Origin of the sequence: Roseovarius sp. SK2, assembly GCF_028807495.1 — a bacterium.
Lineage (GTDB): Bacteria > Pseudomonadota > Alphaproteobacteria > Rhodobacterales > Rhodobacteraceae > Roseovarius > Roseovarius confluentis.
In genome coordinates this window covers 231,026-251,036 of the sequence record NZ_JARAMK010000006.1, presented here as the reverse complement: position 1 = coordinate 251,036, position 20,011 = coordinate 231,026, and the positions used below count along the sequence as shown (strand labels likewise).

General features: G+C 63.4%; 15 protein-coding genes. 4 read left to right on the top strand and 11 right to left on the bottom strand.

Features of this window, described 5'->3' with window-relative positions; all coding sequences use genetic code 11:
- The 11 genes from PVV74_RS13700 to PVV74_RS13650 all read right to left on the bottom strand — a co-directional run.
- Positions 1-118 (bottom strand): CoA transferase (locus PVV74_RS13700; RefSeq protein ID WP_274593584.1); only part of this gene is annotated, 118 nt, incomplete at its 3' end.
- 4 nt (positions 119-122) lie between these two features.
- Positions 123-818, bottom strand: coding sequence for a GntR family transcriptional regulator (locus PVV74_RS13695; RefSeq protein ID WP_103764296.1), 696 nt, complete (start codon positions 816-818; stop codon positions 123-125).
- Positions 819-1,008: 190 nt separating this feature from the next.
- Entirely contained in the window at positions 1,009-3,771 is a 2,763-nt protein-coding gene (gene fdhF / locus PVV74_RS13690) for a formate dehydrogenase subunit alpha (protein WP_274593576.1), read from the bottom strand.
- Between the two features lie 3 nt (positions 3,772-3,774).
- A complete protein-coding gene (locus PVV74_RS13685; protein ID WP_274593575.1) occupies positions 3,775-5,460 on the bottom strand; it encodes an NAD(P)H-dependent oxidoreductase subunit E in 1,686 nt (561 codons plus the stop codon).
- An 86-nt stretch (positions 5,461-5,546) separates the two neighbouring features.
- On the bottom strand, positions 5,547-6,437 hold the full coding sequence (locus PVV74_RS13680) for a LysR family transcriptional regulator (RefSeq protein WP_103764299.1): 891 nt from the start codon (positions 6,435-6,437) through the stop codon (positions 5,547-5,549).
- 85 nt (positions 6,438-6,522) lie between these two features.
- Entirely contained in the window at positions 6,523-7,056 is a 534-nt protein-coding gene (idi, locus tag PVV74_RS13675; protein ID WP_103764300.1) for an isopentenyl-diphosphate Delta-isomerase, read from the bottom strand.
- Positions 7,053-8,231, bottom strand: a complete 1,179-nt coding sequence (locus PVV74_RS13670) for a geranylgeranyl diphosphate reductase (protein ID WP_103764301.1) — start codon at positions 8,229-8,231, stop codon at positions 7,053-7,055. Before PVV74_RS13670 ends, idi begins: the two co-directional genes overlap by 4 nt.
- A gap of 3 nt (positions 8,232-8,234) precedes the next feature.
- The gene (locus PVV74_RS13665; RefSeq protein ID WP_274593574.1) at positions 8,235-9,485 is read right to left on the bottom strand and encodes a BCD family MFS transporter; all 1,251 of its coding nucleotides are present in this window, start codon (positions 9,483-9,485) and stop codon (positions 8,235-8,237) included.
- Positions 9,482-10,384, bottom strand: coding sequence for a chlorophyll synthase ChlG (gene chlG / locus PVV74_RS13660; protein WP_274593573.1), 903 nt, complete (start codon positions 10,382-10,384; stop codon positions 9,482-9,484). Before chlG ends, PVV74_RS13665 begins: the two co-directional genes overlap by 4 nt.
- Positions 10,385-10,504: 120 nt before the next feature.
- Positions 10,505-11,929, bottom strand: coding sequence for a transcriptional regulator PpsR (gene ppsR / locus PVV74_RS13655; RefSeq protein WP_103764304.1), 1,425 nt, complete (start codon positions 11,927-11,929; stop codon positions 10,505-10,507).
- 34 nt (positions 11,930-11,963) lie between these two features.
- Positions 11,964-12,767: a cobalamin B12-binding domain-containing protein gene (locus tag PVV74_RS13650; protein WP_274593572.1), complete on the bottom strand. Its 804-nt coding sequence runs from the start codon at positions 12,765-12,767 to the stop codon at positions 11,964-11,966.
- 335 nt (positions 12,768-13,102) lie between these two features.
- On the opposite strand from PVV74_RS13650, the gene bchF reads away from it, so the two are divergent.
- From bchF to PVV74_RS13630, 4 genes are read left to right on the top strand one after another with little or no spacing between them, the layout of a single operon-like run.
- The gene (gene bchF, locus PVV74_RS13645) at positions 13,103-13,603 is read left to right on the top strand and encodes a 2-vinyl bacteriochlorophyllide hydratase (protein ID WP_103764306.1); all 501 of its coding nucleotides are present in this window, start codon (positions 13,103-13,105) and stop codon (positions 13,601-13,603) included.
- Positions 13,600-14,886 (top strand): ferredoxin:protochlorophyllide reductase (ATP-dependent) subunit N, encoded by a 1,287-nt coding sequence (locus PVV74_RS13640; RefSeq protein ID WP_274593571.1) that lies wholly within the window; start codon positions 13,600-13,602, stop codon positions 14,884-14,886. The genes bchF and PVV74_RS13640 overlap by 4 nt, the downstream gene beginning before the upstream one ends.
- A complete protein-coding gene (bchB, locus tag PVV74_RS13635; protein WP_274593570.1) occupies positions 14,883-16,445 on the top strand; it encodes a ferredoxin:protochlorophyllide reductase (ATP-dependent) subunit B in 1,563 nt (520 codons plus the stop codon). The genes PVV74_RS13640 and bchB overlap by 4 nt, the downstream gene beginning before the upstream one ends.
- Positions 16,435-19,998: a magnesium chelatase subunit H gene (locus PVV74_RS13630; protein WP_274593569.1), complete on the top strand. Its 3,564-nt coding sequence runs from the start codon at positions 16,435-16,437 to the stop codon at positions 19,996-19,998. The genes bchB and PVV74_RS13630 overlap by 11 nt, the downstream gene beginning before the upstream one ends.
- The last annotated feature ends 13 nt before the right edge of the window (positions 19,999-20,011 follow it).

Sequence of the window (20,011 nt, the reverse complement as noted above, 5' to 3'; positions counted from 1 at the left end):
CGCCCGGCCGCTCCACCTTCAGAACATCCGCCCCGAACCACGCAAGAAGCTGCGTGCAGGTCGGACCCGACTGAACATGCGTGAAGTCCAGAATCTTGATGCCATCCAATGCTTTCATCAGGTCATTCCCCCTTGTTTTTCGTGATGCCTGCGCGGGTCCAGACCTCGCGCACGTGGTCGTGAAGGCGCATCGTGTGGTCGCGCACGCGAGCCTCTGCGAGGTCCACATCGCGCGCTTCGAGCGCCTCGATAATTTCCATGTGATCTGCCACTGATTGCGGCACACGGTCCTCCTCGGCCATGGATCGGCGACGCACCGCGTGCATGTGCACGAACAGGTTTTCCGCCATGCGGGCCAGCAACTCGCAGCCGGAGATTTCGAGGATTTTCTGGTGAAAGCGGATATTGTCGTCGGAATACTCCGCAATATCCGCCCCGCTCTTGGACACCGAGTATTTCATCGCGATGGTACGCAGGCTGGCGATCTGGCGGTCCGTGGCGGTGTCACAGGCCAGCCGCGCCGCCATGCTTTCCAGCGCGGCCCAGGCAACGATCATCTCCAGAATGTCCGACAGCGTCTTGCGCTGCACGAAAATGCCGCGACGCGGGCGCACCTCCAGAAGACCTTCCTGTTCCAGCCGCACCAGCACCTCGCGCAGCGGCGTGCGGGACACGCCCAGTTGCTCGGCCAGGCCGCGTTCGTCCAGCCGCAGGTCGACATCGTCGGAATAGATGTCCATGTCGAGGATCGCCTCGCGCATGCGGTTGTAGATGTGATCCTTGAGCGTGACAGAGGTATCGATCGGATTCAGTTTCATGGCAGCGTACCGAGGTGAGTCGTTAAGTTCGAAATCTGGTATACCACGAACCAGCATCGTGCAACGACAATCATTTGCGGATGCAGCAAAAAGTGTTGGCGTCGTCCGAAACGCAGACCGCCAAGGCGCCGCAAGAAACAAAAGGGCCGGGAAACCCCGGCCCTTTTTCGATACTTCGCGTTGTTGCGATCTATTCCGCTGCCACAGCCTCTTCTGCCTTTTCCACCCGCACGGCCGAGTATTTGAACTCGGGGATCTTACCGTAGGGGTCGATAGCCGGGTTCGTCAGAATGTTCGCCGCCGCCTCGACATAGGCAAACGGCATGAACACCATGTCCGGTGCAATCGCCCGGTCGGCACGTGCCATCACATCGATTGAGCCGCGCTTGGTGGAGATGCGCACCATGCCGCCCGGCTCAACCCCCAGCTTGCGCAGGGTCGAGGGGTGCAACGAACAGTTGGCCTCGGGTTCCACCGCATCCAGAACGCTGGACCGACGGGTCATCGACCCGGTATGCCAATGCTCCAGCTGCCGACCCGTCGTCAGCACCATCGGATAATCTGCGTCCGGCAGGTCGTCGGGCGGGATCACGCTGGCCGGGGTGAACCGGGCGCGCCCCTCGGGCCGAGGGAAGGCATCGCCGAACACCACGGCCTGGCCCGGGTCCTCGGGGCTGAGCGACGGATAGGTCACCGCCTCGCGCTCCAGCCGTTCCCAGGTGATGTTGTCGAGGCTGCGCATGTTGATCGCCATCTCGTTGAACACCTGCGACGGGTCGGTATAATTCCAGTTCAGGCCACAGCGCTTGGCCAGTTCGACCTCGATCCACCAGTCCTCTTTCGCCTCGCCCGGCGGCGGCACCGCCTGGCGCAGCATCTGGACGGTCCGGTTGGTGTTCGACACCGTCCCGGACTTTTCATAAAGCGCCGAGGCCGGAAGGATCACATCGGCATAGTTGGCCGTCTCGGTGATGAAGATGTCCTGCACCACAAGGTGATCCAGCATCGCCAGCGCGTCGCGGGCATGTTCCACGTCCGGGTCGCTCATCGCCGGGTTTTCACCCAGAACGTACATCGCCTTGATATGACCCTCGTGTACCGCGTCCATGATCTCGGTGACGGTCAACCCCTTCTCGCTGCTGAAGTCGCCCGATTCCCAGACTTCGGTAAACGCCTTGCGCACCCCGTCATCCGTGACCGACAGGTAGTCGGGCAGGAACATCGGGATCAGACCCGCATCCGACGCGCCCTGCACGTTGTTCTGACCGCGCAGCGGGTGCAGACCCGTGCCCGGACGGCCCACATGGCCGCACATCAGCGCCAGCGAAATCAGGCAGCGGGAATTGTCCGTGCCGTGGATGTGCTGGCTGACGCCCATGCCCCAGAAGATCATGCCGGACTGCGCCGTGGCGAATTCACGCGCCACTTCGCGCAGCGTCTCGGCGGGAATGCCGCACAGCTCTTCCATTTTTTCGGGCGGGAACTGCGCCAGATGCGCCTTCTCGGCCTCCCAGTTCTCGGTGAACGCCTCGATGTACTGCTGGTCGTAGAGCTCTTCCTCGACGATCACATGCATGATCGCGTTCAGCATGGACACGTCCGCGCCCGGCTTGAACTGCAGCATATGGCTGGCGAACCGCTTCATGCCCTGCCCACGCGGATCCATCACGATCAGTTTGCCACCGCGCTTGGTGAATTGCTTGAAATACGTCGCCGCAACAGGGTGGTTTTCCGTCGGATTGGCCCCGATGATGATCGCCACGTCGGCATTCTCGATCTCGTTGAAGGTCGCGGTCACGGCCCCCGAACCGACATTTTCGATCAGCGCCGCCACCGAGGAGGCGTGGCACAACCGCGTGCAATGATCCACGTTGTTGTGGCCAAAGCCCTGGCGGATGAATTTCTGGAACAGGTACGCCTCTTCGTTGGTGCACTTCGCACTGCCGAAACCGGCCACCTCGCGGCCACGACCTTTCAGGCCGTTTGCCGCCGCATCCAGCGCCTCGTCCCACGAGGCCTCACGGAAGAAGTCCTGCCAGTTGTCCGGATCGACATTCAGGCCCTTTGCCGGGGCATCCTCCCGCCGGATCAGCGGTTTGGTCAGGCGGTGCGAGTGCTGGATATAGTCGTACCCGAACCGGCCTTTGACACACAGGCGGCCTTCGTTCGCGGGGCCATTGATACCCTCGACGTATTTCACCTTGTCGTCCTTGACCTTCAGGCTGATCTGGCAGCCCACACCACAGAAGGCGCAGACGCTGTCGACCTCACGGTCATAATCGGCGCTGTCACCCACTTGGGCGTCATCCACCACCGAGGACGGCATCAGCGCCCCGGTCGGGCACGCCTGCACGCATTCGCCGCAGGCCACGCAGGTGCTTTCGCCCATCGGGTCGTCGAAATCGAATACCGGAAAGCTGTCATGACCGCGACCGGCCATGCCGATCACGTCATTGACCTGCACTTCACGGCAGGCGCGGACGCACAAGTTGCACTGGATGCAGGCATCCAGGTTGACGCTCATCGCGACGTGGCTGTCATCCAGAAGCGGCACACGGTCCTGTTCCAGCTTGGGAAAGCGGCTTTCCGATACGCCGGTCAGCTTGGCCATGTCCCACAGGTGGCTGGACTTGTCATGCGCCTTTTCCGGTTCCGGCTGGTCGGCGATCAGCATCTCCATCACCATCTTGCGCGCGGTTTCCGCCCGGTTCGAATTGGTGGTGACGTTCATACCTTCGCTGGCTTCGCGTATGCAGGACGCAACGAGATTGCGCTCGCCCTCCACTTCCACCATGCAGGCGCGGCAGTTGCCATCGGGGCGGTACCCCGGCGCGGGCTTGTGGCAGAGGTGCGGAATCTTCAGACCCCGGCCATTGGCCACTTCCCAAATGGTCATGCCCTTTTCGGCTTCGACTTCCTTGCCATCGAGTGTCAACTTGATCTTGTCGGTCATGTCTTACACCTCGTCCGGGAAATGTTTCATCGTCAGGCGAATGGGATTGGGCGCCGCCTGGCCCAGGCCACAGATGGACGCGTCCACCATGGTCTGGCTCAATTCTTCAAGCAGCGACTGGTCCCACGTATCCGCCTGCATCAGCTTCACGGCCTTTTCACAGCCAACGCGGCATGGTGTGCACTGGCCACAGCTTTCGTCCTCGAAGAACTTCAGCATGTTTATGGCGGCTTCCTTGGCGCTGTCCTTGTCCGACAACACCACGACGGCGGCGGACCCAATGAAGCTGCCATGCGGCTGCAACGTATCGAAATCGAGCGGCACATCGTCCATGTGCGCAGGCAGAAGCCCCGAGGACGGACCGCCCGGCTGATAGGCCTTCAGGGTATGACCGTCCAGCATACCGCCAGCGGCCTCGACAATGTCGAGGATGGTCGACCCGGCAGGCAGCAGATGCACGCCCGGGTTCTTCACGCGGCCCGATACCGAGTAAGAGCGCAGACCCTTACGGTCGTTCTTTTCCACGCCCGACAGGATCTCGCCACCCTCGCGCAGAACGCGGGCCACCCAGTAGAGCGTCTCGACATTGTTCACCAGCGTCGGCTTGTTGTAGACGCCGACCTGCGCCACGAAAGGTGGGCGATGGCGCGGCAGGCCGCGCTTGCCCTCGATCGACTCGATCATCGCGCTTTCTTCGCCGCAGATATACGCCCCCGCGCCGCGGCGCAGTTCGATATAGCCTTCCTCGACGATGCCCGCCTCTTCCAGCGCCTTGATCTCCTTGGCGAGGATCTTAAGAACAGCGGGATATTCGTCGCGCATGTAGATAAAGCAGGTCTTCGCCTCGACCGCCCAGGCGGCGATCAACATACCCTCTAGGAACAAATGCGGCGTGCGTTCCAGGTAATAGCGGTCCTTGAATGTGCCGGGCTCGCCCTCATCGCCGTTCACGGCCAGATACCGCGGCCCGGACTCCGCCCGCACAAAGCCCCATTTCTTGCCCGACGGGAAGCCCGCGCCGCCCAGGCCGCGCAGACCCGAATCGAGCAGCGTTTCCTGCACGGTCTCGAACACGCCGTCCTTGCGCAGTTCGGCCAGCTTCTCATAGCCTCCGTCGGCCTTGTAGGTCGCGAAATCCTCGTACTCGGGGACATGCGTGTGGGTATCGCCACTGGCGATGGCCGATTCGACCTTCTCCACCGTCGCGTTGTCGATGTGGTTGTGGCCCAGCTCCAGCACCGGCGCCGTGTCGCAGCGCCCCATACAGGGTGCACGCAGCACGCGCACCTCGGAGGGGTCCATGCCATCCTCCAGCGCGGCCTTCAGCTGTTGCGCCCCGGCCAATTCGCAGGACAGTGAATCGCACACCCGGATGGTCAGCGCGGGCGGGGGAACATCGCCTTCCTTGACCACGTCGAAATGCGCGTAAAATGTTGCAACTTCATAGACTTCGGCCTGCGCGATGCGCATCTCCTCGGCCAACGCGCGCAAATGCGCCGCGCTGAGGTGGCCAAACTTGTCCTGAATCAGGTGCAGATATTCAATCAACAGATCACGCCGCCGGGGCGCATCCCCCAGAAGCGCACGTACCTCTTCCCAGGCCTGGTCTTCCAGCTGCCGGCCTTTGGGCGTGTGCCGCCCCTTGCCCTTGCCAGATTTCCATACACCGCTGCGATCGTCCAATGCCATGATCGGTCCTCCCGTTGCTTCCGGGATACTAAGGCATGCATTGCGCAATCAAAAATCGTATGATTCAAATTCGCGATAAGCAGGACTTATTGCAGCACTTCCTTCAACGCCTGCACTGTGCGCAGCGCAGGGCCTCTGTCCGCGGTTACAAGGCTGAGAGATTTGCGCACTTCCGGCTCGACCAACGGAAGGATGCGGACAGACCGGGGGGCGCCGGTATTCTCGACCAGAACCTTCGGCACCACTGTCGCCGCTGCTCCCTGGATTGCCATCACGACCCCAGCCGTAAGGCCCGACAACTCGGCAACGACGCGCGGGCGCGTGCCGACGTCCTGAAAGACCGTGTCGATGATGTGCCGATTCTGCATCCCCGGCTCCAGCAGGCAGAGCGGCAGAGCCCCCGCCTCTTTCCAGGTGATCTGGGTCTTGTCCCCATCAACCATATCTGCCGGCACCAGCAGTACGTATTCCTCGTCGTCGATCGGCGTCACGCTCAGGAAGCTGTGGATGGCGCTCTCGGAATTGGCACTATCGGTATAGGTGATCCCGGCATCGTAGGTCCCGGCCTCCAGCCCGTGCAGAATAGCCAGCGAATTCATCGTCTTGACGCGCACGGTAATTCCGGGATTGGCCTCTCGCAGCTGGATCACGGTACGCGCCGCCAACGCTGCCGCAGTGGGGATCGCCGCCAGTGACAGCACGCCCGTGACATCCCCGGGCTCGGCACTGAACTCGGTCTCCAGCCGCTTGACGTCCTCGAGGATCTGCAGCGCGTGGCGCACGATGCTCTCCCCGTCCGGCGTCAGCCCCTGAAACCGGTTGCCCCGGTGCACGATCTTGGTCTCGAGGTGCTCTTCCAGCTTGGCGATGCGCATGGAAAACGCAGGCTGCGACACGCCGCATTCCTCAGCGGCGCGGGCGAAATGCTTCTGCCGTGCCAGCGCGGTCAGAAATTGCAGGTCTTTGAGGTCAAGCACGCGCGCTCCATCGTCTGTCGCCAGTCGTGCCGGGTTAAATCAAGCCCCGCGCCGGATGTCTATTTGAAACCGGCCCTTTGCCGCATCACACCGGGCTGTCCACCCGCCCGAAGATCTGCGCCGCGTGCTTTTCAAGGTAGATGCGCAGCCACGGCGTATAGATGTCCGGCATGGTGCGCGCATAGTCGCGCAGGTCGTCAAGGTCGACCCAGGCCGTATCCATGACCTCGGCAGGGTTCGGTTTCGGGGTGATCCGCTGCGAAACTTTGGCCACGAACACATCCACCACTTCGTGCTCCACCAGCCCGCCGCCAACGTCGGCGCGATATTCCAGCTGGTCGCGATAGTCCAGCGCCAGGCCTTCGACTCCCAACTCTTCTATCAGCCGGCGATGCGCGCAGGCCTCGGCGTCTTCGCCCCAGTTGGGATGCGTGCAGCAGGTATTCGCCCAAAGGCCCGGCGTGTGATACTTGGCCAACGCCCGTCGCTGGATCAGCAGCTCATTGCCGCAAAGCACGAACACCGACACCGCCTTGTGCCGCAAGCCGCGCTCATGGGCTTCCAGCTTTTCGACGGCCACCAGGTCGCCGCCGATCCAAGTCGGAATCATCACGCTCATGTATAGGCCGCCGGCACCAGCCGCGTCAGATGCGCCAGGTTCTTCAGCCCGATCTTCAGGTGGGCCATGGGCCGGGCCTTTACCAGTTTCTTGTTCATATACGCCTCGAAGGTCAGACGCTGCACGTCGATATCATGGCACAGCGACACGAACCGCTCGCGCCGCTCGTCCGACTTGTAATAGGCATTCTGCATAGACGCCAGCACCCGGAACACCGTCTTGTGTTCCTTCATGAAAAGCTGCCGCGCCAGCCGCAGGTCCTTGACCCGCCCCGATGCCAGCGTCGCCGCCGCTGCCGTGGCCGCAACGCGCCCGCCTGCCATGGCGTAGTAGATACCTTCTCCGGAACTGGGCGCGACCACGCCTGCCGCATCCCCGGCCAGGACGACATCCTTGCCATTATCCCAGCGGTCCAGCGGCTTCAGCGGGATCGGCGCGCCTTCCTTGCGGATCGTCTCACACTCCGCCAGCCCGCTGGCCACGCGCAGATCGGCGGTGGCCTGCTTCACGTCCACCTCTTTCACAAGCGATCCCATTCCCACGCTGGCAGATTTGCCATGCGGAAAGACCCAGCCGTAGAAATCCGGGCTGATCCGGCCGTCATAGATCACGTCGCAACGGGTTGGATCGTATTCTCCGACCTTGCCGGGCGCCGCGATGATCTCATGATAGGCGATAACATAGGGAATCCGGTCGCCGCCCTCCACCTCATCCCGCGCGACGTTCGACCGCGCACCGTCAGCGCCTATCACCAGCTTGCAGGGCAATTCACGTTCGTTCCCGCTGACCTTCTCGCGAAAGATAACCTTTACCTGTCCGTTCTCGCGCACGATCCGCTTGTATGTCCCGGTGGCGCGCACAGCACCCGCGGCCTCGGCCCGGACGCGCAGAAATTCGTCGAAATCCTCGCGGTCAACCATGCCGACGAAACCGTTCTCGATCGGAATATCCACCTTTCGCCCGGTCGGAGAAATCATTCTTGCCGTCGTGATCCTGGCCACCAGCAGGTCTTCGGGAATATCGAAATCCGCGACCAGGCGCGGAGGGATTGCGCCGCCACACGGCTTGATCCGGCCAGCCCGGTCCAGCAGCGCCACCTTGTGACCGGACCTTGCCAGGTCCTCCGCCGCCGTGGCCCCGCTCGGGCCGCCTCCTACCACCACAACGTCATACATCTCTCATTCTCCCGGTTGCAGCAGCGGCGCATGAGGCCGGTGCAGGATGCGCACCGCCACCAACGCGGCGGCCAAGAACAGCACGGCCTCGAGGCCGAAGACAGCGGCATAGGCTGCCTCATCGCTCAATATCGTGCGGGCCAGGTCCAGCGTGCCCGTGGCAATCAATCCGGCCAGCCCGGCAGCCACCGCCTGGGCTGCCCCGAAAACACCCATCCGCGTGCCGGTGGCGCCCTCTTGCGCTGCGGCAAGCCGCATCATCGAGCCAATCGCGCCCACGACGAAAAAGCCGTTGCCCAGCCCGAGAATAACCGTGAATGGCACCAGTGCCGCGCCTGCACCAAGGCCCATCAGGCCCACCGCAGACACCACGCAGCCGGTAACGGCCCATGTCCGTAAGCTGCCCAGCTTGAACGTCGAAAACGCGCCCGCCATCAGCATCCCCAACAGCGCCGCGCCATCCTTGCCGCCCGACAGCTTGGTCGACTCGTCAGGTGTCAGACCGTGGATATGGCCTGCGAAAGGCTCCAACACCAGTTCACTGAGGTAGAAGGCCAGGATCGACAGGAAGACAAACCCGGTAAACGCCTTCGCCGCCGGGTCCGCCCACGTCGCGCGCAAGGCCGGGCCGAGGTTTGGCTCCTGTGGTGCGGGCACGGCGCCAAGGCGCCGCTCGACTCCCCAAGTGGCGATCAATGCAGCCACGAAACAGGCCGCCGCGACCACTGGAACAACCAGCATCAGCCGCTCCGGGCTGTAGGGTTTCAGCGCGACACCCGCGCCCACCGACGCCGCAATCGCGCCCGCAATCAGCATCAGCCAGGCGAACGTGGCCGCCGCGCCTTTCTTGTCATCCGGAGCCGCCGTCGCCAGTAAGGCCAGGAACGAGGTCCCCGCCGCCCCGATCCCGAACCCGATCAGTGCATAGGCCAGTATCCAGAACGCAAGCGCGACCTGCGTACTCGGCGCAAAGGCGATTGCCCAGGCCGTCAGCACAAGCCCCGCGCCCACCACGAGCGTTCCGCCCAGAATGAACGGTGTCCGCCCGCCCTTGGTGTCAGAACGATGCCCCCAGATTGGACGCGATAACTGCACGGCGTAATGCAGCGCCACCAGGAACCCGGGCAACAGCGCAGGCAACGCCAGCTCGACCGTCATCAACCTGTTGAACAGGTTCACCGGCAGGGCCGCCATCCCGCCGATCGCGGCGTTGGCCAGGCACAGCCTTGTGATACCGCCCCACCCCAGCGTCATACCACCCCCCTGACCGCAAAGGCCGCGACCATCATGCCGCTGACATAAAGCGTGACGCCCGTAGCGTTATACCAAGGCGCGCGGCCTTTCGGATCGGACAGCAGCACGCGCATCGCCCAAAGCTGAACCAGCAGCAGTGCAGCAATCGCAGCGGCGTGATACACCTGCCCCCACCACGCCAATGCTGCGATTACCACAAGTTGCGGCACAGCCATGATCCAGCAGGCCACGTGCGCCGCGCGCTCCGGGCCGAGCGTAACGGGAAGGGAGTTCACCCCTGTCTGCCGATCTCCCTCCAAAGCCTTGAAATCGTTGAGCGTCATGATCCCGTGCGCGCCCACGGCATAAAGCAGCGCCAGGGCCACGATCTGCCATGCCGGCGCGCCGGCCGACAATACGGCAGCCCCGGTGAACCACGGTAGCCCCTCGTAGCACAGCGCGACCAGACCCGGCCCCCACCAACCCGATTTCTTCATCCGAACAGGTTCGGCCGAATAGGCCCAGGCCGCCAGCACGCCAAACACCGTCGCGCCAAAGCCCCACGGGCCCAGCGTCGACCCCAGCGCCAGCGCGGCAATACTCATGAAAAGGGCGATCCACAGGCCCCAGCGCCCCGGGATGCGGCCCGACGGGATCGGGCGGTCCGGTTCGTTGATCGCGTCCACGTGCCGGTCGCACCAGTCGTTGGCCGCCTGACTCATGCCGCAGACCACCGGCCCGGCCAAAACCATGCCGATCAACACCAGCCAAGGCGCCGACATCACCGGCACGCCGCTGGAAACGACGCCGCACAGATAGGCCCAGACCGGCGGGAACCACGTGATCGGTTTGATCAGGGTCAGAATGGCGCGCGGTTCGGGCCAGCGGCGCAACGCACGTATGCCCAATGAGACACTCATAGTGTCAAGTATGGTTTACAACTCGGATTCGGGAAAGGACTTTTTCCGAGCCGGCGACGATCTTCCGGGAAATCCTTTCACAAAGGATTTCCGAAAAGCTTTCTCAAAGCTTTTCGATGCCTATTCGTCCGCGTTGGAGTTGATCAGCCCGTGCTTGCGCAGCTTTACGTAAAGGCTTTGCCGCGACAGCCCCAGCATCTCGGCCGCTGCCACGCGATTGTTGCCCGTCAATTGCACCGCCGTCTCGATGCACAGCTTTTCGATGACGTCCGACGTCGCCGAGACCAGCTCCTTCAACGAGGCCGTACCGACAAGGTCCATGACGTTCTTCATGGCCTCATCGCTGACCACGCTGGATATTTCCGCCTCACCCGTGTCGTTCGAGGTCGAGCTGCGCAGGATGAAACCGAAGCCGAAATCGCCCGCCGGGTCACGCAAACGTGCCACGGACACGCCGACGCTGGCTCGCGTGCCGACAACGCTGGCAATCTGCGTGGCATAGTTGCGCAGCTTGCCCTGCTTGGCGGCAGCCTCCAGCATCAACTTGACGTCGACCGCGCCGCGCACAAGGAAATCGGCAAGGTCGCTGTCACGGACATCGCGCAACTGAGCAGCATCCGCCATGGTCAGGAACGCCTCATTGGCGTCGCGGATCACGCCCTTGCCATCGGTGATCACGATCGCATCGCTGGTGGCAGCGTAAAGCGCAGCCATCACCTGCGCCGATTCGACCGCCGTGCCGGCGTCACCATCCGCAGGCCGCACGCGGCACAGCAGAAAAAGATCGCCCGCCGCGCGGAAAAATTCGGGGTAGAGCTTCAGCTCGCGCTCGTTGCGTCGCGCCACCAGGTCAATTCCGCGCGCCTCGCGCGACCCGGCCGCGCTGCGCATCGCTTCCAACAACTCTTCGCGGCGCCGTCCGTCGAACGCCTGCGCCAGAGAAGACCCGCTCAGAGTGTCGGTATTGGTCCCCATAAGCATCGCCGCCGCACTGTTCAGGTCGCGAATGCGGCCCTTTTCCGGCTCGACCAGGATCAGCGGCGTCTCGGACGCCTCCAGCACGACGTGATAGAATGTCTGCTCCCCGCGCAATCGCTGCTGGTCACGTTCGCGCGCCGTCTGCTCCGCGACAAGGCGCTGCTGGACCTCCGCAATGGGCTGCATGTCTCGCCCAAGCAGAAGCAACCCACCGTCATAAACCCTGTGCAGGGTATAGCGGATTGGAAATTCCCAAGTGGCATTGTCGATGTGGTTCAGCTCCAGGCCCCGCGGAGTCCGGTCGGGCTCGGCCTGCATCTCCGCCAGTCGCAGATCGAGCTTCTCCTTGCTCTCGACGGTCAGGAAATTCTTGAAAGGCCGCCCAACCCAATGGTCCAGACACCCGAGCGATGGACAGTCGGGATTTACGGAAATGCCGGCGACCTCACCATCGTCGGCCACGTAGACAGCCACGTCACCGGCCTGTTCCACGATATTGTGCACCCCGGAAGGATCGGGCAATGCCCCGGCGCGTAGTCGCTCAGACTTACGAGTCTCACGGGTCATCAGACCACTCCGTCAATCCCCGAACCAAGTACCATCAGATCGCTCCGCTGAACGGCAACGCCTCTGCTACACTCGACAGGCCACATTTTTCTATCGCTTCTCTAGCAGTGCGAACCGCGTGATCTGCGCCGGTCTTAGATACGACTTTCGGATCAGCCTCGACGGCTCGCCCACCGATCACGATTGGTGGCATATAGTTTGCATTCGAGCGGAGGTAATCTATAAGTTCGATGGTTTTTTCAACCGAATTCCGCGTCGCGACCGAAATTCCGATCATCGCGAAGCGCCGGGTGCCCGAAAGTTCAGCCAATTCCTCCCGCGTCAGGCCAATCGCCATGTGAACCCAAAGCCCATGCTGGCGAAGATTGTCGGCAGCGACAAAAGCGCCAAGAGCATGCTGTTCGTACTGCGGCACGACCATCAGCACGGATTGACCAAGCGGGATGCTTCGGTCGCTCCACTGCGCCGAAGCTTGGCCCCCTTTGTCGCGAAACAATCCCTGCAAACGCGAGGCGCCAACGGTGACATCGACGAAACTCGCCCGATCACTGACCCAAAGCTCACCGAGATAGGCCGAGACGGCCGGGATGTATGACTGGAAAATCTCTTCACTGCTGACACCGGTTGCCATCAGCGAGGCGATGGCCGCCCGGTAGCTGCTTTCCGAGTCCGACATCAGCGCTTCGCACAGCCTTTGGATCCACTCCTCCCGCGTCCGCGGCGCGGACCTAGTCGTGTTTGAAATGACCGTTCTCAGCGCCGATTCCACGAGAAACCGAATGGCCGGCTGCTGCGTCTTGGAAAGGCCGGAGCCTTTTCTGTCAGAGGACTCTCCCACGCGCTTCTCCCCCGCGTTCGACAACATGACTGTGCCCGCAGGCGTCAGGCACGTATGTAGTCTCAATTAGTCTGCGCCCGCCGCGCCTCAATGTCAATTTTTCCTGACATACACGCATGACGCGATCATTTAATCCCCTGTTTTCCAGAACTTTATTTCTTGAATCCAAGATCTGAGTGACGCGAAACACCTTTGAAAATCACATATGTTCGAGTCGCGCCCCGCTCTCTCGTGTCGACATATCACAACGGATCAAGGTGTAAATTTTAGTTGACACTTTGAAGCCCGCGCCCCTAGCATCGTGCTACGACCTTACGGTCTGCGAGGGGGAGTCAATGACGCTTCAAGCGCCACCAAAAACGAGCCCGGGCCTGCTCTACACACCCGAACAGCGCGCCCGTCGCGATGCCAGTATCTGGACACTGGTTCAGGGCGTTCTCGCGCCCGCTCAATTCCTTGTCTTTCTCGTCTCGCTCGGCCTCGTGCTGCGCTACCTATGGACGGGCGAAGGCTATACGCTGGCCACGTGGTCGATCCTGGTCAAGACCGGCTTCCTCTACCTGATCATGGTCACCGGGGCGATCTGGGAGAAAATCGTTTTCGGTCAATACCTTTTCGCTAGCGCTTTCTTCTGGGAGGACGTGTTCAGCTTTGCGGTCATCGCGTTGCACACGGCCTATCTATGGGCGCTTTTCACGGCCGCATTGTCCCCTCAAGGTTTGATGATCCTGGCGCTCGCGGCCTATGCCGCCTACGCAATCAACGCCACCCAGTTCCTGCTCAAACTGCGCGCGGCGCGGCTTCAGTCGGCAAGCCCGTCAGAGGTGCCGGCATGACCGACGAAACCACGCCTCTTCCGGCCACCGGATGCCGTGACGCCCCGGTCCTGAAACAGCGCGGTCAGCACGAAGTCTTCTGCGGACTGACGGGAATCATCTGGCTGCACCGCAAAATGCAGGACGCGTTCTTTCTGGTCGTGGGCTCGCGCACCTGCGCCCATCTGCTGCAATCCGCCGCCGGCGTGATGATCTTCGCCGAGCCGCGTTTCGGCACCGCGATTCTGGAGGAAACCGACCTTGCCGGCCTCGCCGATGCCCAAGCCGAGCTTGAGCGCGAGGTCGCCCGCCTGCTGGAGCGCCGCAAGGATATCCGCCAGCTCTTTCTAGTGGGCTCCTGCCCATCCGAGGTGATCAAGCTGGATCTTGCCCGCGCCGCCGAAAAGCTGTCACTGCAACATGCGCCACATGTGCGGGTGCTGAATTACTCGGGTTCCGGCATCGAGACCACCTTCACCGAGGGCGAGGACGCGTGCCTCGCTTCGATGGTCCCGGTCCTGCCGGAAACGGACGAGCATCAGCTTCTCGTGGTCGGCGCCCTGCCCGACGTGGTCGAGGACCAGATGCTCGACCTTCTGTCCAAGATGGGCCTCGGGAACGTGAAAGTGCTGCCAGCGCGCCGCGCCGATAGCACTCTCGCGGTTGGTCCCAACACCTCTTTCATCCTCACCCAGCCTTTCCTCGGCGGCACCCTCGCCGCACTTGGAAAGCGCGGGGCGCGTCACATTCCTGCGCCTTTCCCGTTCGGCGAAGAAGGCACCACCGCGTGGCTTCGCGCCGTGGCAATGGAGTTCGGTGTCGACATCACCCTGTTCGACAATGTAACACACGCGCCCCGCGCACGGGCCAAAAAAGCGATCTCGCAGGCGGCGGAGAAACTGGACGGCAAGTCCGTCTTCTTTTTCCCCGACAGCCAGCTTGAGATCCCGCTGGCCCGGTTTCTCACCCGCGAATGCGGGATGAGCGCCATCGAAGTGGGCGCACCTTACATCCACAAGGGCGTTGCCGGCCCGGACCTCGACTTGCTCGAAAAGGGTCCTACCCTGTCCGAAGGGCAGGATGTCGAAATGCAGCTCGACCGCTGCCGCGCGGCCCAACCCGACCTGACGGTCTGCGGCCTTGGCCTCGCCAACCCGCTTGAGGCCGAGGGATTGGCTACCAAGTGGGCCATCGAACTCGTGTTCACCCCGGTTCATTTTTACGAGCAGGCCGGTGACCTTGCGGGTCTCTTCTCCCGCCCACTGCATCGCCGCGCCAAGCTGCGGCTGGAGGCGGCGGAATGAAGCTGTCGGTCTGGACATATGAAGGCCCACCGCATGTCGGCGCCCTGCGCGTCGCCACCGCGATGAAGGGCCTGCATTACGTCCTGCACGCGCCGCAGGGCGACACCTATGCCGACCTGCTCTTCACAATGATCGAGCGGCGCAACCACCGCCCGCCCGTCACGTACACGACATTTCAGGCCCGCGACCTGGGAGCGGACACGGCAAATCTTTTCAAAACCGCGGCTCAGGCGGCCTATGAGCGGTTTCAGCCTCAGGCGATGATCGTCGGCGCTTCCTGCACCGCCGAACTGATTCAGGACGACCCCGGAGGCATGGCCGAGCAGATGGGCCTGCCCTGTCCGGTCATCGCGCTGGAACTGCCCAGCTACCAGCGCAAGGAAAACTTCGGCGCCGATGAAACCCTGTTTCAGCTGGTGCGCAACCTCGCCCGCCCGATGGAGCGCACGGGCCATGTGACCGCCAACCTGATCGGCCCCACGGCCCTCGGCTTTCGCCACCGCGACGACATCACCGAGGTGACCGCCCTGCTCGAGGACATGGGGATCTCCGTCAACGTCTGCGCGCCTTTTGACGCAACACCCCAGGATCTCACCCGGCTAGGTGCCGCGCATTTCAACGTGCTGATGTATCCCGAAACCGGCGAGGCCGCCTGCCGCTGGATGGAACGTGAACTGGACCAGCCTTTCACCAAGACTATCCCCATAGGTGTCGGCGCCACCCGCGATTTCATCGCCGAGGTGGCCGAGATCACGGGGCAAGAGCCAAACCTCGACGTCAGCCGCCTGCGCCTGCCGTGGTACTCGGCCTCGGTCGATTCCACCTACCTCACCGGCAAGCGCGTGTTCCTCTTCGGCGACGGCACGCATGTCGCCGCCGCCGCGCGCGTCGCCCGCGACGAGATGGGGTTCGAGGTGGTCGGCCTTGGGTGCTACAACCGCGAGATGGCCCGCCCGATCCGCGCGCTGGCCAAGGCCTACGGCGTCGAGGCGCTGATCACCGACGACTACCTCGACGTCGAACAGCGGATCGAGGAACTGGCGCCCGAGATGATCCTCGGCACCCAGATGGAGCGCCATATCGGCAAGCGCCTTGGCATCCCCTGCGCCGTCATTTCCGCCCCCGTCCACGTTCAGGATTTCCCCGCCCGCTACAGCCCGCAAATGGGCATCGAAGGCGCAAACGTCATCTTCGACACCTGGGTCCACCCGCTGGTCATGGGGCTGGAAGAGCACCTGCTGCACATGTTCCGCGACGACTTCGAATTCCACGACGACGCGGGCGCCAGCCATCACGGACACAAGGCGGTCGACCGCAAGGCGGAAGACCGTCCCGGGCTTGACCCGGGACCTCCCTACCATCCGGCTGAGGAACCGCAGCCCGCCAACGACAATACCTCCATTACCTGGCTCGCCGACGCCGAGAAGGAACTGAAGAAGATTCCCTTCTTCGTGCGCGGCAAGGCCCGGCGCAATACCGAAACCTTCGCCGCCGAGCGCGGCATGACGCAGATCAGCCTTGATACCCTTTACGAGGCAAAGGCCCATTATGCGCGATGACGCCATGATAACCCGGCCTTACAAGGTCGTGATCCTGACGCTGGACAGCCATGCCGCAGGCCCTTGCGAACGCGCGGCACTGAACCTCGGCATGGATTTCCCGGGTCTGGAACTCAAGGTCCACGCCGCCGCCGAATGGGGTGAAAGCGACGCCGCTCTGGCCGCCGCCCGCGCCGACATCGCCTCGGGCGACATCCTCATCGCCAACCTTCTCTTCCTCGAAGACCACATCAACGCGATCCTGCCTGACCTCGAAGCGCGGCGCGAAAATTGCGACGCGCTGGCGGGCATCATTGCCGACGCCAAGATCGTGCGCCTGACGCGCATGGGCACGCTCGACATGCAGGCCCCGGAATCCGGCACGCGCAAGCTGATGAAAAAGTTGCGCGGCCAGACCAAGCAGAATGTCGACAGCGGCGCCAAGAAGATGAAGATGCTCCGCCGCCTGCCCCGCATCCTCAAGCTCATCCCCGGCAAGGCGCAGGACCTGCGCGCCTGGTTTCTGACGATGCAATACTGGCTCGGCGCGTCGGACGAGAATGTCGAAGGCCTGATCCGCTTCCTCATTTCGCGCTACTGCCGCCACGATGATTGGCGCGGCGCGCGCGTGGCCCTGCCCGTGGAATATCCCGATACCGGGCTTTTCCACCCCGACCTGCCCGACCGCATCACCACCGACCCCGCCGACCTGCCGGGCCACATCCCCGGCGCGCCCACTGTCGGCCTCCTGATGATGCGCTCCTATGTCCTGTCCGGCGACACCGCGCATTACGACGGCGTCATCCGCACCCTTCATGCCCGTGGCCTCAATGTATTGCCCGCCTTCGCCGGCGGTCTTGACGGCCGGCCCGCCATCGATGCGTTCTTCCGCACCGAGCGTGGCCCGAAGATCGACGCGCTTGTCTCGCTGACCGGCTTCAGCCTCGTCGGCGGCCCAGCCTATAACGACAACGACGCGGCCATCGCGGTGCTCAACGACCTCGATCTGCCCTACATCGCCGCCCATCCGCTGGAATTCCAGACACTGGGCCAATGGGCCGACTCGCCCCAGGGCCTCGGCCCGATAGAAACGACGATGCTCATCGCCCTGCCGGAACTCGACGGCGCGACCTGCCCCACCGTTTTCGCCGGCCGCCACGGCCCCGAGGGCTGCACCGGCTGCGCCCATGCCTGCAAGGCGGCTCCGGACAACAAGGCCATGGCCCCTTGCCCCGAGCGCATCGACAGCCTGGTCGAGAAAACCGAGCGCCTGATCCGCCTGCGCCGCCGCAAGCCGGCCGAAAAGAAAGTCGCCATCGTCCTCTTCGGCTTCCCGCCCAACGCAGGCGCCGTGGGCACTGCCGCCTATCTGTCCGTCTTCGAAAGCCTGCACAACACCATGCGGGAAATGCAGGCCCAGGGCTACGACATCGAGGTACCCGAAACCGTCGACGCCCTGCGCGCCGCCATCCTGCAAGGCAACGCCGCCCAATACGGGCAAGAGGCCAATGTCGCCGCCCATGTCAGCGCCGACACCATCGTCGCAAACGCGCCCCACCTTTCCGAGATCGAAGAGGTCTGGGGCCCCGCTCCCGGTAAGGTGCAATCCGACGGGCGCGGCGTCTTCGTGCTGGGCCAGGATTTCGGCAACGTCTTTGTCGGCATCCAACCCGCTTTCGGCTACGAAGGCGATCCGATGCGCCTGCTCTTCGAGCGCGGCTTCGCGCCCACCCATGCCTTCGTGCAATTCTACCAGTGGCTGCGCAACACCTACCAGGCCGACGCCATCCTGCATTTCGGCATGCATGGCGCGCTGGAATTCATGCCGGGCAAGCAGGCGGGTGTCGGCCCGCGCGACTGGCCCGACCGCCTGATCGGCGAGATGCCCAACATCTACCTTTACGCGGCCAACAACCCGTCCGAGGCCAGCCTCGCCAAGCGCCGCTCCGGCGCCGTCACCATTTCGCACCTCACCCCGCCACTGGCCACCGCCGGGCTCTACAAGGGTCTGGCCGAGCTGAAAGACAGCCTGACCCGCTGGCGCGCCACGCGCCCCGGCGCGTCTGAGCGCGCCGATCTGGAAACCCTCATCGCCGAACAGGCCGAGGCCGTCGACTTGGGCGACACTGACCCCGAAACGCTCTGGCTGAAACTGCTGGAAACCGAGGATGCCCTGATCCCCGAGGGTCTGCATGTCGTGGGCCGGCCCATGTCCGACATGGCCCGCGCCGAGTATCTCGATCTCATGGCCGACGCCGATGCCGCGACCCGCGCCACTGCCGACAAACATCTGCGGGAAAGCACCGAGATCCCCGCGATCCTGCACGCGCTGGCGGGCGGCTATACCGCGCCGGTGCATGGCGGCGACCTCATCCGCTCACCCGACATCCTGCCCACGGGCCGCAACATTCACGCGTTCGACCCGTTCCGCATGCCGTCGGAATTCGCCTGCCGCGAAGGAGCCGCACAGGCGCAGCTTCTGCTGGACACTCACAAGACCCTGCCACGCTCCGTGGCGATCGTCCTCTGGGGGTCCGACAACATCAAGTCCGATGGCTCGCAACTGGCGCAGGCCCTGGCGCTCATGGGCGCCAAACCGCGCTTCGACAGTTTCGGCCGCCTTTGCGGGGCGGACCTCATACCGCTCACGGATCTGGGCCGTCCCCGCATCGACGTCATCATGACCCTGTCGGGCATCTTCCGCGACCTGCTGCCGCTTCAGACCAAGCTGCTGGCCGAGGCCGCGCTCAAGGCCGCGCAGGCAGAAGAGCCGGTCGAACAGAACTTCATCCGCGCCCATGCGCTGGCCTATGCCGAAAAGATCGGCTGCGATCTGCAAACCGCCGCCCTCCGCGTCTTTTCCAACGCCGAGGGCGCCTATGGCTCGAACGTCAACATGATGGTCGACAGCTCCGCCTTCGACGACGAGGACGAACTGGCCGACGCCTACCTGTCGCGCAAGTCCTTCGCCTATGGCGTCGACGGCAAGGCGGCGGCCAACGACAAGCTCCTGCAAACCGCGCTTGGCGACGTGGAACTGGCCTACCAGAACCTCGAATCCGTCGAGCTCGGCGTCACCACGGTCGACCACTATTTCGACACGCTGGGCGGCATCTCGCGCGCGGTCAAACGCGCCCGCGGCGGCGAAGAGGCGGCGATCTACATCTCCGACACCACCCGCGGCGCGGGCAAGGTGCGCACGCTGGCCGACCAGGTCTCGCTCGAAAGCCGCTCCCGCGCGCTGAATCCCAAGTTTCACGAGGCACTGCTGCAACACGGTGCCGAAGGCGTCCGCCAGATCGAAAGCGCCTTCACCAACACGATGGGCTGGTCCGCCACCACCGGCCAGGTCGAGCCCTGGGTCTACCAGCGCCTTTCCGAGACCTTCATCCTCGACGCGGACATGCGCCAGCGCCTGGCGGAACTCAACCCGACCGCCTCCTCGCGCATGGCCAACCGCCTGCTCGAGGCGCATGACCGCTCCTATTGGCAGCCCGATACGGACACTCTCTCGGCCCTGCGCAACGCCGCCGACTCCCTCGAAGATCACCTCGAAGGAGTCGCAGCAGAATGACACGTAACCCCGA

What these genes read in the sequence shown, in the direction of transcription:
- idi (WP_103764300.1), bottom strand. Translation starts at nt 7,056, where the DNA reads ATGAGCGTGATGATTCCGACTTGGATCGGCGGCGACCTGGTGGCCGTC.
- PVV74_RS13665 (WP_274593574.1), bottom strand. Translation starts at nt 9,485, where the DNA reads ATGACGCTGGGGTGGGGCGGTATCACAAGGCTGTGCCTGGCCAACGCC.
- PVV74_RS13640 (WP_274593571.1), top strand. Translation starts at nt 13,600, where the DNA reads ATGACCGACGAAACCACGCCTCTTCCGGCCACCGGATGCCGTGACGCC.
- bchF (WP_103764306.1), top strand. Translation starts at nt 13,103, where the DNA reads ATGACGCTTCAAGCGCCACCAAAAACGAGCCCGGGCCTGCTCTACACA.
- ppsR (WP_103764304.1), bottom strand. Translation starts at nt 11,929, where the DNA reads ATGACCCGTGAGACTCGTAAGTCTGAGCGACTACGCGCCGGGGCATTG.
- fdhF (WP_274593576.1), bottom strand. Translation starts at nt 3,771, where the DNA reads ATGACCGACAAGATCAAGTTGACACTCGATGGCAAGGAAGTCGAAGCC.
- PVV74_RS13695 (WP_103764296.1), bottom strand. Translation starts at nt 818, where the DNA reads ATGAAACTGAATCCGATCGATACCTCTGTCACGCTCAAGGATCACATC.
- bchB (WP_274593570.1), top strand. Translation starts at nt 14,883, where the DNA reads ATGAAGCTGTCGGTCTGGACATATGAAGGCCCACCGCATGTCGGCGCC.
- PVV74_RS13685 (WP_274593575.1), bottom strand. Translation starts at nt 5,460, where the DNA reads ATGGCATTGGACGATCGCAGCGGTGTATGGAAATCTGGCAAGGGCAAG.
- PVV74_RS13670 (WP_103764301.1), bottom strand. Translation starts at nt 8,231, where the DNA reads ATGTATGACGTTGTGGTGGTAGGAGGCGGCCCGAGCGGGGCCACGGCG.
- chlG (WP_274593573.1), bottom strand. Translation starts at nt 10,384, where the DNA reads ATGAGTGTCTCATTGGGCATACGTGCGTTGCGCCGCTGGCCCGAACCG.
- PVV74_RS13630 (WP_274593569.1), top strand. Translation starts at nt 16,435, where the DNA reads ATGCGCGATGACGCCATGATAACCCGGCCTTACAAGGTCGTGATCCTG.